Genomic DNA, 14,470 nt, shown 5'->3' on the forward strand with positions numbered 1-14,470 from the left:
GCTGACGTCCGGCACGCAGCGCAGCTCAAATCAAAAATAAGAGGCTAACAATGAAAAGAAAACTTAACTTCCTTCTCTCCATCATTCCTGTAGCTCTCATTGCGGGATGCAGCGGCGGAACCGATGAGGCGCCCTCAATAGGAGAAACGGCTACCGTGGCTCCGCCTGCCATACTTCCTCCTGCTCCGGTTACGGCGGCGCCTGCTGTACGTCTTCAGGATAGCCGCGTATATACGCTCGATCAGTCCAAGTTGCCGTTTGGTCCGCTGGCAGATACAACCGTACAGACCGATCGCTGGTTCGGGGTATTGAATGGCGCCGGTTATCGTGTCGAGGTCCCGAAAAACTGGAATGGCCGCCTGGTGCTCTACGCGCATGGCTACGATGGCCTCAACCCGGGCCTGGATATCTCCGAACCTCCGATCCGCCGCCACCTGATCGAGAATGGGTATGCCTGGGCTGCATCCAGCTTCAGCAAAAATGGTTACGACGTCAGGGCTGGTGTTGAAGACACCAATGCGCTCGCGCTCGCCTTCACGACGATTGCCGCACAAAACAACCGACCGCTCGCGGCACCGACGAGGACATATATCGTCGGGGCATCCATGGGAGGGCATGTGGCGGCGGCCGCTGCAGAACGCGAAACCCTTGAGACTGCAAACAATAAGCTGCGGTATAACGGCGTTGTGTCGATGTGCGGTGTCGTGGGGGATACCGAACTATTCAATTATGTAACCGCTTACCAGCTTGCAGCCCAATATCTCGCCGGCGCCCCGGCGACCACCTTTCCGGTCACTGATTTTGCGGCAAGGGAAGACGAGATCAAAGAAAAGTTGTGGCGCATATTCCCGCTCGTTCCCACGGATCAGGGAAAGAAACTGAGTAATGCATTCATCAATCTGACAGGCGGTCAGCGCCCGATCGCGGAAGATAGCTTTAAACTGAAGCCCTTGCAGGATCCCGTGTGGGCTCGTTTTGGCCTCGACGGCACCATAGACGGCATACTAAACAAGAACGTGGTCGACACGACAGGAGCCGTTTACCAGTTGGATGCGGATCGCGCACTATCTGCGGAAGAACAGCTGATGAACGCCACGATTCTTCGCGTCGCTCCCTCGCCGGATGCCAATCCGCGGCGCACCGATGGCCTGCGCTGGGTGCCGAAGGTAAACGGACAATTCGATGTCCCGGTAGTGACTCTGCATACCTTGGGAGATCCCTTCGTACCATTCAGCATGCAGCAGATTTATAAGCGCCGCGCAAGCACGAACGGCAGCGATCAATGGCTTGTACAACGCGCAATCCGCTCGCCTGGCCATTGCGATTTCACGATCGCGGAACAGGTTGAAGCATTCGAAGCAATGGTCAGCTGGGAGCAGCTCGGCATTCGGCCGGCCGGTGATGAAGTGCTGAACCCGGGTATCGTGGCAAGTCCAAACTATGGTTGTACATTTACGCGCAACGCGACAGGCGCTGACGACCTGGTCGAGCTGGGCGCCGTAAGAAGAATCTTGCCGTCCTGCTCATAAACGCCGCGGCATCTCACTTGCCTGCATCTTGCGCTGCTCGTTGGCGTTGGCCCCGCGTTTCTGTTATGCGATGCATGAAAGAAACGCGGGGCCACCATCCGGAAAACTTATGGGCTGGGCGGTGTTGCGCTAGCTTGTGTTTTTGAAGCTGTGTCGGCAGCGCCGCTGGACTGCTTGGAATCCTTATCACCGCGCGGTTTCCCGGGTGGAGTCCGCTTGGTGTTCCGGAATTCGCTGTACTTCGTTCCGGTCTTGTCCGCGGGATACTTGTTTTTCACGTTTTTAGCCATTGGGCTTCCTTTCATCAGTGAGACTTTGTGCTGGTCGATGTCGTGGACACGAGTTTGTTAGTACGCTGTGTTGCCAATAAGGTTTCATGTTATTTCGCAGATAATCGATATCAAACGTGCCCATCATGGCGTAAACGCCGCGTTTAAAGCTGCAGAAAAGCAATGTTGCTGATCAATATCATATTGCCTATCCGTCATTTTGCTATTTTTATCAAGAGTTACAAATTTTTGTCCTATTGGATAGTTGTAGCCAGAGTGTGAGTAGCGTATTCAGATGATGTCATGACGCTTGCTGCGCATGACTGACCGGTTGCGTTCCGCCTGTATGGGATGTGAGCCAGGTTTGTCCGATGCCCTGCTTAGGCAACGAAAACGCGCCGACGATATAACGACGTTAAGAGCATTCATGCCATCTTCACGTCACTGTCACACGTAGTCGCTTCGCCGGCCGCGACCACTCTTTTTTAATAATTTGATTGAAAGGTAAGTGATGACTGGAGTGTGTTGGACTCAGCTGTCGAGTGACAGAGCGCGTACTATCCTGGCCAGGGTAGCGCGCACAATTCAAGTAGCCGCGTTTGCGTCGGCATCATTGGTGTGTCTGGGTAACGTACAGGCCGCCAATGTGCCCGTCGGGTTTGCCGATCGCCTGATTGCCACCGGACTAAACAGTCCCACGTCAATGACCATACTTCCGGATGGCCGTGTTCTGGTCGTGCAACAGAACGGCATCATAAGAACGATCAAGAATGATGCGCTTCTTCCGGGAAATTTCTATGCCGTTCCCAACGTCGACTCGTTTTCCGAACGCGGCTGTCTGGGCATCACTGCCGATCCCGGATTTGCGACTAACCATTATGTATACATATATTGCACCGTAAGAGACGGTGCAACGAGCCATAATCGCATCTTTCGTGTTACCGAATCCAATGACGTCGCGGTCCCCGGCAGCGAACGCTTGATCCTGCGCTTGCCGAATGTGCCGGCAGGTGTGCAATGGCACATGGGCGGCGCATTGCGTTTTGGACCCGACGGCAAATTGTATGTCGCGGTAGGCGGTCAAGAGGATCTGCGCGAGCCGGTCGAAACTTCCAATTCTCAAAATCTTGCGAATCCCTTCGGCAAGATTTTGCGTCTGAATCCAGACGGCACGGTTCCACCAGATAACCCGTATATCAATACCGCCGGCGCTTACTCCTACAACTATAATCTCGGTTTGCGCAATCCGTTTGCATTTGATATCCAGCCCGGCACCGGCCTCATGTATATCAACGACGTCGGCGCAGGAACCTGGGAAGAAATCAATCGTGGGCTGCCAGGGGCAAATTATGGCTGGCCTGCTTACGAAGGAGATAACAGCGATCCCCGCTATACCAATGCGGTGTTTTCCTATTCGCATACCACTGGCTGCGCAATCACCGGAGGCGCTTTCTACAATCCGGCGAACACTCAGTTTCCTGCTTCGTTCACCGGTAAATATCTGTTTGCCGATTTTTGCAACGGGACAATCCGTACGCTTGATCCCGCAAATCCCACGGTTGCGGCAGATTTTGTCAGCGACATCGCGAACCCGGTGAACCTGGGCGTGGCGGCCGATGGAAGCGTCTATTATCTCGCGAGAAACCAGAACGTCGGGGACTCCGCAGATGTCGGGACTGTCGGCAAGATCGTCTTTACCAATTCGCAGATTCCGCGCATCACACAAAATCCACAGTCGCGGACAGTATTCCTTGGGGATCCGGTTACCTTCACGGTCGCCGCCAATGACGCCACAACTATCCAGTGGCAGCGAAACGGCGTTGCCATACCCGGAGCGACATCGGCTTCGTACACGATTCCCCAGACCACTGCGGCGGACAACCAGGCAACGTACACAGCAGTGATGTCGAACTCTTTTGGAACAGCAACTTCTTCTCCTGCGGTTCTGACGATTACCACCAACAGATTCCCAGTACCATCCATTTCCACTCCTGCTGCCGGTGCCGGTTTTAATGCGGGCGATACGGTGACGTACAGCGGCATCGGTACTGACGCGGAAGACGGCAACTTGCCAGGGAGTGCCTTCACCTGGCGTATCGACTTCATGCACGATACCCATTCTCATCCGTTCATGGCCGAGACGACTGGGCAGTCGAGTGGTTCCGTTACCGTCCCGGCGTTCGAGGCGGACGCGCCGAATACCTGGCTCAGGCTTTATCTGTCCGTCAAGGATTCGGCTGGTCAGGCTGAAACAGTGTTCCGTGATGTGTATCCCTTTGGTCAGCTTAGCGAGTTCAAGCCAGTCGGCACCCCGGTCAACGGCAAGGGGCCGATTGAACTCAACATGAATAACGGCGAAGCTGCCGCAGGTGATGGCAGCACCATTTCGCTCGGCCGCATCCCCTATGCCAAAGGCATTGGTGTACACGCCCCGTCGGATATCCGTTACGACCTTGGTGGTGCCTGTACCGGAAATTTTGTGGCCGACGTCGGTATCGACGACATCGCACAGGGCGCTGGCAGCGTTGCGTTCCAGGTTCTCCTCGATGGCAGGGTCGCGTTTGATAGCGGCATAATGCGCGGCACCGATCTGCGGAAAACAGTGAAGCTCAGCATTGCCGGCGTAAAGGAGTTGCGACTGCTCGTCAGCGACGGTGGCGACGGCAATACACTGGATATTGCGAACTGGGCCGGCGCGCGTCTCAGCGGATGCCCGGCGCCTACACCGGCACAGCCTCCATCTACCACGCCTCCAACCACGCCTTCAACTGATACGCCGAATCCATCGCCACTTGGTGCAGGCGGCGGCGGGTGTTCAATGCGGCCGGATGGCACTTTCGATCCGACATTGCCAGGCTTGATTTTGGCTGCGTTGGCTTCGGTGGTCTGGCGGCGTCGCAAAAGCGCAAGCTAGACGCTGCGAATGATGTAAATCACCCAGCGCGTTCTTGCTCCGGCATCTTCCACTCTGGAGAAAGGACTGCGCTGGGAACATGAGTGCATCGCCTTCCCGCTAACTGATCCATGCACACCACCACAGCCCTTGCTATCAAAGAATTCGGTTTGCGATTCCGAACCGGCTTCTTAAAGGATCGTTTATTTCATGCGGCTTTCCTGGCAGGGCCCGTATTTCTCTGGGCAGCCCATGTGGCCTGGCCGGAATGGCAGCATGGACTCCCACTGTCGTTCTCGTTGCTTGTGTCGATGATTTTCATTCAGCCTTTGGCTGAGGAAGTCTTCTTCCGCGGTTTTTTGCAAGGTCATCTTGACCGGATTTTTTACCATCGATATGTGATCCGCGGGGTGTCGCTGGCCAATCTGGTGACGACCCTCGCATTCTGCATTGCGCATCTCGTGCATCAACCTGTCCCATGGGCTCTCGCCGTCATGGCACCGTCGTTAGCGTTTGGTTTTTTCCGTGAACGGCACCAGCATATTTATTCCGCGGCGATTCTCCACTGCTTTTATAACGCCGCGTTCATTTATGCCGGCGCTCAATACGCTCTATAGCAAGTTCGTGGCGAACATTCACACCGCAAACAAGAAGTCACCCAACGCCCGTTATAGACGCCGGGTGCATTCCACATCGTCTGCCATTGCCCAGGCTCCTGGCCTTACAGCGAGACGGGAAATCAGCTTGCCGGCACAACATTCCTATGACTTCATGGTTTTAACTGCACCCGGATTTCCCCGGCCGGATGCGCGGTGCTATGCACGTTCACATATAAGTTACCCGCCTTGTAGTCAGCGTATTGTGCTTCCGTGAGTCTGGTATTCGCCGGGACGGCAAACACCTTGTCCGAGGTTTTTGACAAAGGGATCATGACTGGACCGTTTTGCCCAGCCGCGCCACGGTGAATATGTGCGGCCGTTGCCACCATGTCGTCGATAATGACGGATCCGCTGACGGTTCTGTCATCGGCCACGGTAATCGTGCTTTTTCCAGAGGCCTTCGTTGTCACTGCAGGAACCTCATTGGCACCGCTCAAGGTGGTGGTCGTCGGCTTAGACCCTCCAAGACCTACCTTCTCCATCATTCCGCAACCTGTCATCAGCATAGCCAGGCTGGCGATGGCGATAACGCGGGCACTATTCTTGAAAGCACTATTTTTCAGATTTTTCATGCTTGTCTCCTTGCAGTGAGGGTTGTTATTTCAAGCCATTCTGCAGACAAATGACGAACTGTCCGCACATGTTTTGAGCACACTTCTTCGTTGCTTAGATGCGAATTGCCTGCTCTCAAGATGCTCATTTCCGGTCAGAAGTTTTCTCCACCGACGAAATGTTCGGCAATCACCACTCGATGCTACGCCTGGCGAACCGCAATAGCGCAAAAGGACGATATCGGCGCTTGCGCAAGCTCAAAATTATGGTTGCCAACTTCTTCTGCGACCTTGATGGCTATGCGCTAGGACGACCAATGGGAGTCGTGGTCGACAAGAAAGGCGCTGTTCTGGTCGCCGATGATGTCGGCAACGCGGTGTGGCTCGTAGCGCCATCTACGACTAGATAGTCATTGAAACGCGACTTCAGCAAAGCTACGCAGCTTCCTGCTGTGCAATCGGCCCAGTGCCTGCCGGCGCAGGAGTTCCAATGCTCTTATTCCTATCCGCAGATGCTGGTCGACCCGTTCGCGGTAGAAATGATTCGCCATGCCGGGAAGCTTGATTTCCCCATGCAAGGGCTTGTCGCTGACACAAAGCAGTGTGCCGTATGGCACACGGAAGCGAAAACCATTCGCGGCAATGGTTGCACTTTCCATGTCCAGCGCAATCGCCCTGCTCTGGCTAAAGCGGCGGACCGGCGTGTTATGCGGCAGCAGTTCCCAATTACGATTATCGGTACTGGCAACTGTGCCGGTTCGCAAGATACGCTTGAGCTCGTAACCGGAGAGTTGCGTCACTTCTTCGACCGCCGCTTCAATCGCCACCTGGACTTCAGCGAGCGGCGGAATGGGTACCCACAGTGGCAAATCCTCATCAAGTACGTGATCCTCGCGAACATAACCATGCGCCAGCACATAGTCTCCCAGCTGCTGACTGTTGCGGAGCCCTGCACAATGGCCCAGCATCAGCCATGCATGCGATCGGAGAACCGCAATGTGATCAGTAATCGTCTTGGCATTTGCCGGACCTACGCCGATATTGACCATCGTTATGCCGCTGCCATCCGGACGGACCAGATGATACCCCGGCATCTGCGGCAAGCGCGGCGGTGCGACGCCAAGGTCATCACCCGGCTGGACACTCTGGCCGACACGGCGTGTGATGACATTGCCCGGTTCAACAAATGCGACGTAATGATCTTCATTGTCAGCTGTACCCGGATCCGGCTCGCGGTTCATGATCTCATGCCCCAGCCGGATGAACTCGTCGATGTAGAACTGATAGTTGGTGAAGAGCACAAAATTCTGGAAGTGTTCCGGCGCCGTGCCTGTGTAATGGCGCAGTCTGTGCAATGAATAGTCGACACGTGGTGCCGTAAACAAAGCCAGAGGCTTCGCTTCACCTGGCAGCGGCTCGTAGGTGCCGTTGGCGATGCCGTCGTCCATTGCTGCCAGATCCGGCAAGTCAAACAGATCACGCATCGCGAGGCGCCGCTCGACACTCATGCTGCCTTCGATGTGGTCATTCTCTGCGAAGGAAAAGTGCACCGGGATCGGCTGACTGCTCGTGCCTATCTCAAGCTGGACATGCTGATTGCGACCATGGTTCTTGAGTAGCAGGTTGAATTGCTCGAGATAATAATTTTCAAATAGATCAGGGCGCGTGATCGTCGTCTGGTACGTACCCGGCCCCGCAACGAAACCATAGGAAAGCCGGGAATCGGCACGCGCGACCGTGTCAGTATGAATGCGGACAAATGGATAATAGGCTCGCACCCGGCTCGCCAGATGCTCACCGTTGATAAATCTTTGCAGATAATCCCTTAAATGGCTGATGTTCTCCTCATAGATAACGCGTGCCTGGGCAAACGCGGCGGCAGGATCGTCAAACAGCATCGAAGAAGTAACTGGAGGCGTGATCAAGAGGACACTCCTGTGCGTAAGAAACGGATAGGTTGTAAAAAGCCAGCAGGTATATTGTAAGGCGCATTTCATCACCGCAGTTCGCCAATGCGAATGGGCGCACCAACCTGTGAACCGGCACACGTTGGTGTGCCAGCCTCGTTCCCAACGCTCAAGAAGTACTTGAGAAATACTCAGGTCAACATGCAGGTCGGCCCGTTTGGCCGCACAAGTTGTGGATCATAAGACTTGAAGCTTGAAGTTTGGCAATTTGCAGACCATACGGAAGCGGAAGTGCTTGTCGGGTCCTGTCGCATCGCGACAGGATGTCGATTGGGTGCGGTTTGACGATGTGAGGCTTGCTTTTGATGAAGACACCCCCCCATGGCGCCACACTTTATTGGGCGCATCAAGCTGTCTTCAACCGGACTCCGAATGATAAATGCATCGGTGTTGCGGTGGCTTATGACATGACCGTTATTGCCAAACACGAAGATCCGTCCGATACCGCCGTAAGGCGACGCTGGAAAAACCAAGAACGATATCGCTCGCTAACCATCTGAGCCACATTGCCTCAAATGTTTGCTCTTATTCCAATCGTGCTCCCGATTGCTTGACGAGCTTTGTATGTTTCTCAAGTTCGGTTTTGAAGAATTGTGTCGCTGCATCCGGCCCGCTGCCAATGACCATAATCCCCTGTGAAGCGAGACTCTCCTGCACCTCATGAGTGGCAAGTGCCGTCCTGGTGTCGTGGTAAAGCCTATTGACCGTTGCTGCAGGCAGGCCCTCGGGACCAACCAAGGCAATCCAGGCATCAAAACTATAGTTCGGCAGGCCCTGTTCGGCTACGGTTGGTACGTCTGGCAAGATGCTGGCGCGCTTGGCGGTCGAGACCGCGATAGCGCGTAACTTACCCGCCTTGATATGTGGTGCGACCGCCGTAACTGAAACGAAACCGAACTGTACCTGACCACCAAGCAAGTCATTGGTAAGCGGTCCGGTGCCTCGATACGGCACATGACGAATGTCGATACCGGCCTCGCTCTTGAACATTTCGGCAGCGAGATGAAGCGAACTGCCATTGCCCGCCGAACCGTAGTTCAATTCGCCCGGTTTGGCTTTCGCAAGCGCTATCAGTTCTTTTAAATTTTTCGCCGGGACGGAGGGATGTGTTACCAGTACCAGTGGAACAGTGCCAATGACGGAAATCGGTACGATGTCCTTGATGGAGTCGAAAGGAATCGATTTGTAGATGCTAGGATTGATCACATGATTGGACGACACCATGCCAATTGTCATCCCATCCTTCGGCGCGCGTACCAGCTGCGCTGTGCCTGTAATGCCGCCCGCGCCAACGAGGTTCTCTACCACTACCGGGTGGCCCATGGATTTCGCATACTGGTTAGCCATGACACGGGCAATTGCGTCGACCGTCGATCCCGCGGCCAATGGCACAATCAGTCGGACTGTCTTTTCACCAAACCCTTGGGCAGATGCAGTAAGAATCGGTGCGGCAAGTGCGGCTGCCATCATCACGCCGACCAGGCGGCGCTTGCTGGAAAAGCTGTGCATATTGTCTCCTTCAATTTCTTGGTAGGTGAATCGTTAACTTGAAAAGCGCTCGCGCAATTCGGCATACGACAAAAGCTCGCCAGCGATGGCACTGGCCGCCACGGTCGGCGGACTGGCAAGCCAGACCTGGCCAGGTCCCGAGCGGCCAGGAAAATTCCGGTTGATGGCACTAATGGTGACTTGTCCGACATCGGTCGACGATCCAGGGCCGCAGTTCGCACAAGCGCCGCAAGCCGGTTGCAGCAATTCCGCACCGACTTGCTCAAAGGCCGCCAGATAACCTTTGCTGATGCAATAGTCACGCACATCGGCCGTGCCAAACTGCAGATACAGTTTTACTCCGGGCGGTACACGCAAGCCCTGCTTTGCGGCCCAAGCCAGCACTTCATGGTAATGGTCGAAATCTTCGCGCTTGCCGGCGGTACAGGAACCACCGTAGGCAATGTCGAATTTCACGCGTTCCTTCAGCGATCCCAATGCAATGCCGTTCCCCGGGTCACCTGGCGCAGCCACCATGGGCGTCACCGTGGCGCAATCAATGCGTATCGTATCGGCATATCGCGCACCTGGGTCGCTGCACATCCATGGCTCGATTTGAAATTCGATATCGCGCCGTTCCTTTAAGTAGCGAACAGTTTCTTTATCGGGGGCGACAATGCCGGTGAAACCGCCAAGTTCCGCAGTCATGTTGGTGAGCGTTGTGCGTTCGTCTGTGGACAGCTGCGAAATGGCGGTGCCACTGAACTCGAATACCTTGCCTACACCCGCGCCAGCCTTGATCTTTGGTTCTGCCAACAGATACAGAATCAGATCTTTCGCTGTCACGCCGGGAGGAATCTCGCCATGCAGATCGATGCGCAATGTTTCGGGAACCGTCATGCGGACCGCGCCCGTCACCATGCTGTTCGCCATGTCGGTGGTACCAACTCCAAACGCGACGCAGCCAAGCGCACCGCTATGCGGCGTATGCGAATCGGTTCCGACGACAACATCGCCGGGTAATGCATACCGTTCCGCCATCATCGCGTGGGATATGCCTTGCGATCCCCCTTCGCGTCCTTCGATGCCATCAAGATATCCATGGCTGCGCACACCGTAATCGGCAACGAAGGCTCGATGGGCGTCGGACAGGTTGCGCACGTCGTTCATCAAGCCATTCGCAATATGCACCGGACTGCGGTGCGAATAGGACAAATGATCCTCGAATGCGATGATCGATTGCGGTTCGTGCAGCGTTACAGGCCTGCCGAAAGCGGCGTGCAGCATATGCGTGCACATGCCAGTGTAGTATTCATGAATGAAGCGCCAGTCGGCACGGACAAACGCGCCGACACCTGGTCGCAGGTCAGCATCCACATCTTCGGTTTTGACCAGATGACGTTCAAGAATTTTTTCGGCAAGCGTGCGTGGCGCGAGGTGTCGCTGCACAACGCCAACCGATATCGTCCGCATGCTTTTCTGACCATAGCGAAGTAATCCGCCGTGGCGCAGGATCGCTGCGGCAAGCTTGTCGCGGGAGGCGACAATTTCTTCGATGTCGATGGGGTCGCCACGCTGCAGACGCTCGATCAGGCCGAAATCGGTGGAGGTAAACAAGCCGACGTTGTCCGCATTCTGGCGGTAGATTCGCTCGAAGCTTTCCGCAATGACAAGGCGAATGCCTGCGGTGCGTTCAGCAACCGGGCTATGTTCGCGTGAGGAACCCTTGCCGAAGCGCTTGCCGGCGACCGTCACGCTAAAGCCGCCGTCCTTGACGGCGTCCTTGCCGATCGGAAGATGTGCGCCCGCCTTGAATCCGACATAGGGATAACGGCCGAGTCGCTCGTCGTAATAGGCAAGCACCGGGATCGGCGTGATCTCGTCCGTCGATACGTCATCCCGCAGCGGTCCTGCCTGCGCTAATAACAGATCATTTCCTTTAAGCTGTGCGGTAACTTTGTCGGGATCGACGCTAAGGAAGAGGATACGTCCGGTCAGGTTCAGTGTAGTCATTGAAATCTCCTGGGAAGGAATCTACACGCCGAACCGGGCAACAAAAAGTGCTGAATAACTACGGCAGGCATCTCGGTTTGTGATGCCTGTGTCTAGTCTGTATGCAAGAATCGATTGGCTTAAGCCGTAATACGCTGTGCGACAACGACGATTCCGTCCTTGTCGGCGTAAAGCCATTGGCCGGGATGGAAGCGCACACCCTGAAAGACCAACGGGATGTCGCGCATGACGGGAATGTATTCCGGCCATTGGGGCCTAGAAGGAATGCTTCCCAAGGCATGAACGCCCAATGGGATATTGCGCAGTGTCGCCACGTCACGCACATAGCCATTGAGGACTATTCCTGACCATCCGTTATCAAGGGCAAGCTGACTCAACTTGTCACCGAGTAACGCCCATTCCGCGGCTTGACCATATCCTTCGACCACGAGCACACGCTGATGCCCGGGTTCGGTCAGCCTGTCGCGCAGACGCAGCGGCGCTCCGTTGCTGGCGGCTACAGTCGTGATTTCGCCGTGGTAAAGCTGCTGTCCGCCGAAAGACATCAGGCCGGGTCTGGCAACCTGCAATTGGCATTCGGGATTGTTTATGCATGCGTCATGCACATCGGAAGTCGAAGGCTGGTTCATTGGTTACTGCAAGCTGGAAAAGTGTGGACTGCCGATGATGGCGCGCCGCAAGGAGGAATGCAAACCTGATTCGACATGGCAGGCATCGCAAAAGGAGATGCCCGCCATGCCCTTTCCAGTCGAGGTGTCAGGGCTGCTGCGCCAGAAAATTGACTAATGTGGCAGCAGTTGCGTTCAGCTGGGCCCTTGCCCGGAACACGATAATGAGTTGGCGAGTGGCCCATACATCACTTAATGGCACGAGGCTGACGTTCAGCGTGTTGATGTACAACTCACCGACTTGGTGAGGAACAACCGCGATACCCAACCCCGCATGCACCATACGGCACAGCGCATCCAGGCTGCCGACGCGGATCTTTACTGCCAGTTCAGCGCCAAGGGCGGCGGCTTCTTGTGCCAGGAGAATGGTAAGCGCACTGTCACCACGGAGGCCGACAAAATTTTCCTGCAGCAGGTCGGAAAATTGTAGTTTGATTGCATCGCTCAGGCGGTGTGACTGTGGAAACATCACCGACAGCCGATCGGTTCTGTAATGTACATGCTCGAACTCTTCAATGCCCGGAATCGCATTGCATATGCCGAAGTCGGCCGCGCGCTCGGCAAGCAGGCGCACGACATCGACGCTGTTATGCTCCTCGATATCGATATTGACTGCGGGGAAAATACGCTGGTAAGCGGCGACATCTTCAGGCAGGAACTGAACAATGGAGGACAGGTTCGCCACAATGCGTACATTTCCTTTTGCGCCGGAAACATATTGAGACAGTTCCGCGCCCAGCGCTTCCAAATTACCAATAATGGCAAGTGCATGACGCAGCACGGTTTCACCAACCGGTGTCACGGTGATGCCTCTCGATTGCCTCTGGATAACAGGAAGGCCGATGACACTCTCGATATCTGCGATGCGACGGCTCACGGCTGAGGGCGCGATGAGTTCACGCTCGGCCGCGCGCGCGATATTTTTTTCCTGGCAAACTGCGACGAACAGCCTCAGGGATGTCAGGTCCAGCTTTCGAAGAAGGTTATCCATGGGTCATGGCTCGATGACAATCTGGATGCCAGTTTACTCCATGCCTCTTTCATGGGTACAAGATCGGCGATTCAGATTGGGTAGCCGGCATTCATGAAGGCATTTTTTCCGGGGCCAGCAAGGGAGGTGTAGTTCGGACGCCCCAATTCATCGTTGAATATGATGCGGCGTTAGCGCGCTTGTCATTTCGAGATCGAAGCTGAGGCCGGATTGAAGGCCGACGGCAAGCGGCCTTCCTGCGATCCGAAGCGCGCTAAGCAGGCTGTGGCCCCTGCCGGGAATCAAGCTTGCCACCACCCGTGGCCCATCTCTCCCTGAGCTTTTAATAAAAGCTTTTAGCGCTTACTCGTGACAGACTGCTTCAATATTGTGACCGTCAGGGTCAAGGACGAAAGCACCGTAATAGTTAGGATGATAATGAGGGCGAATTCCGGGTGGCCCGTTGTCGGTTCCGCCCGCGTCAACCGCTGCCTTGAAAAAGGCGTCGACAAGACTTCTGTTGGAGACGCGAAACGCTACATGCACAGGGGGGTTATTCGGCGTACCGAGATTTATCCAAAATTCCGGCTTCGGCGGCTCACCAAACCCGGCAACATCGGTATGCCCTGTAACCGCGGCGGGAAATTCAGCGAGCAGGCAAAGACCTATCGGTGCAAGTGCTGCCGAGTAGAACTGCTTGCTCTTCTCAAAATCCCTGACGACTACACCGGTGTGATCAATCATAATTCCTCGTAACTATTTAATTTCAGTATTGCTGAAGCGATGACAATCAATAATTATCTTCGACTGCCTCGTCAAATTAGTCGAAGCCAAAGTCGTGACTAGAACGTGATGTGTACGGAGGGGGCGCTGCGATTTGCTTCACCATGGTACACAGCTTCGATGTTATTGCCGTCGGGGTCTAATACAAAAGCCGCGTAGTAGCCCGGATGGTATGCACGCTCCCCGGGCGCGCCATTGTCCTTGCCGCCGTTGGCCAAGGCTGCTTTGTAGAATGCATCCACCATCTCTCGGCTCCGCGCCTGGAATGCGAGGTGATGACGTCCGGTCAAAGCGCCTTGAGCAGCTTTACTGTCGGGCGTCGAAACGAACAACTCGTCCGCCCAAAAAAATCCGTCGCCGGTGCCGCCTATGGGAATACTCAGAACTTCGAAGACGGCTGCGTAAAATGTCTGGGCCGCGGATAGGTCTCGCACTACCAACTGGATGTGATCGATCAATCGCCCGCGATGAAGTTCCTGCGTTTCCATGCTGTGCTCCTTTCGAATAGTTAGATAGTCCCTGCTTACCCTATTTGCTGTATATCCTGGATCTCCGCAACGCGCTGGTTGTCTGAAGAGCAGCGCAATACTTTGCTAATGTACGGCATCAATAAATATCTCATAGGAATCCTTGCCAAACAGTATCGGTCATGCCTGCGGCAAGTTGCCAACCTTTGACCT

At 55.1% G+C, this 14,470-nt stretch carries 12 protein-coding genes; 4 read left to right on the plus strand and 8 right to left on the minus strand.

All coding sequences use genetic code 11. The features are described 5' to 3' along the window. The first annotated feature begins 50 nt into the window (after positions 1-50). From ACFQUU_RS13105 to mrtJ, 3 genes are all read left to right on the plus strand, one after another. Positions 51-1,529, plus strand: a complete 1,479-nt coding sequence (locus tag ACFQUU_RS13105; RefSeq protein WP_382247741.1) for an alpha/beta hydrolase family protein — start codon at positions 51-53, stop codon at positions 1,527-1,529. A gap of 780 nt (positions 1,530-2,309) precedes the next feature. After that, the gene (locus ACFQUU_RS13110; protein WP_382247743.1) at positions 2,310-4,712 is read left to right on the plus strand and encodes a PQQ-dependent sugar dehydrogenase; all 2,403 of its coding nucleotides are present in this window, start codon (positions 2,310-2,312) and stop codon (positions 4,710-4,712) included. Positions 4,713-4,822: 110 nt separating this feature from the next. After that, positions 4,823-5,308 carry a JDVT-CTERM system glutamic-type intramembrane protease gene (mrtJ, locus tag ACFQUU_RS13115; RefSeq protein ID WP_382247745.1) on the plus strand — a complete coding sequence of 162 codons (486 nt, stop codon included), beginning with the start codon at positions 4,823-4,825 and terminating at the stop codon, positions 5,306-5,308. A gap of 152 nt (positions 5,309-5,460) precedes the next feature. Here the strand turns inward: mrtJ and ACFQUU_RS13120 are convergent, their stop codons facing one another. After that, the gene (locus ACFQUU_RS13120) at positions 5,461-5,922 is read right to left on the minus strand and encodes a CHRD domain-containing protein (RefSeq protein ID WP_382247747.1); all 462 of its coding nucleotides are present in this window, start codon (positions 5,920-5,922) and stop codon (positions 5,461-5,463) included. A 227-nt stretch (positions 5,923-6,149) separates the two neighbouring features. Here ACFQUU_RS13120 and ACFQUU_RS13125 point away from each other — a divergent pair, with 227 nt between their 5' ends. Continuing rightward, positions 6,150-6,311 (plus strand): hypothetical protein, encoded by a 162-nt coding sequence (locus ACFQUU_RS13125; protein WP_382247749.1) that lies wholly within the window; start codon positions 6,150-6,152, stop codon positions 6,309-6,311. Here the strand turns inward: ACFQUU_RS13125 and ACFQUU_RS13130 are convergent, their stop codons facing one another. From ACFQUU_RS13130 to ACFQUU_RS13160, 7 genes are all read right to left on the minus strand, one after another. Then, entirely contained in the window at positions 6,312-7,799 is a 1,488-nt protein-coding gene (locus tag ACFQUU_RS13130) for an AMP nucleosidase (RefSeq protein WP_382247992.1), read from the minus strand. It lies immediately after the preceding gene. Between the two features lie 594 nt (positions 7,800-8,393). Beyond that, positions 8,394-9,377 carry a Bug family tripartite tricarboxylate transporter substrate binding protein gene (locus ACFQUU_RS13135; RefSeq protein WP_382247751.1) on the minus strand — a complete coding sequence of 328 codons (984 nt, stop codon included), beginning with the start codon at positions 9,375-9,377 and terminating at the stop codon, positions 8,394-8,396. Between the two features lie 33 nt (positions 9,378-9,410). Then, entirely contained in the window at positions 9,411-11,369 is a 1,959-nt protein-coding gene (locus ACFQUU_RS13140) for an aconitase family protein (protein ID WP_382247753.1), read from the minus strand. Positions 11,370-11,488: 119 nt separating this feature from the next. Continuing rightward, positions 11,489-11,998 (minus strand): ribonuclease E activity regulator RraA, encoded by a 510-nt coding sequence (gene rraA / locus ACFQUU_RS13145; RefSeq protein ID WP_382247755.1) that lies wholly within the window; start codon positions 11,996-11,998, stop codon positions 11,489-11,491. Positions 11,999-12,125: 127 nt separating this feature from the next. Then, positions 12,126-13,028, minus strand: coding sequence for a LysR family transcriptional regulator (locus ACFQUU_RS13150; RefSeq protein ID WP_382247757.1), 903 nt, complete (start codon positions 13,026-13,028; stop codon positions 12,126-12,128). A gap of 342 nt (positions 13,029-13,370) precedes the next feature. Then, positions 13,371-13,751 (minus strand): VOC family protein, encoded by a 381-nt coding sequence (locus ACFQUU_RS13155; RefSeq protein ID WP_382247759.1) that lies wholly within the window; start codon positions 13,749-13,751, stop codon positions 13,371-13,373. Positions 13,752-13,849: 98 nt separating this feature from the next. Further along, positions 13,850-14,278 carry a VOC family protein gene (locus ACFQUU_RS13160; RefSeq protein WP_382247761.1) on the minus strand — a complete coding sequence of 143 codons (429 nt, stop codon included), beginning with the start codon at positions 14,276-14,278 and terminating at the stop codon, positions 13,850-13,852. Positions 14,279-14,470: the final 192 nt, after the last annotated feature.

The sequence above is a fragment of the Herbaspirillum sp. GCM10030257 genome, from assembly GCF_042666555.1.
GTDB lineage: Bacteria > Pseudomonadota > Gammaproteobacteria > Burkholderiales > Burkholderiaceae_D > Noviherbaspirillum.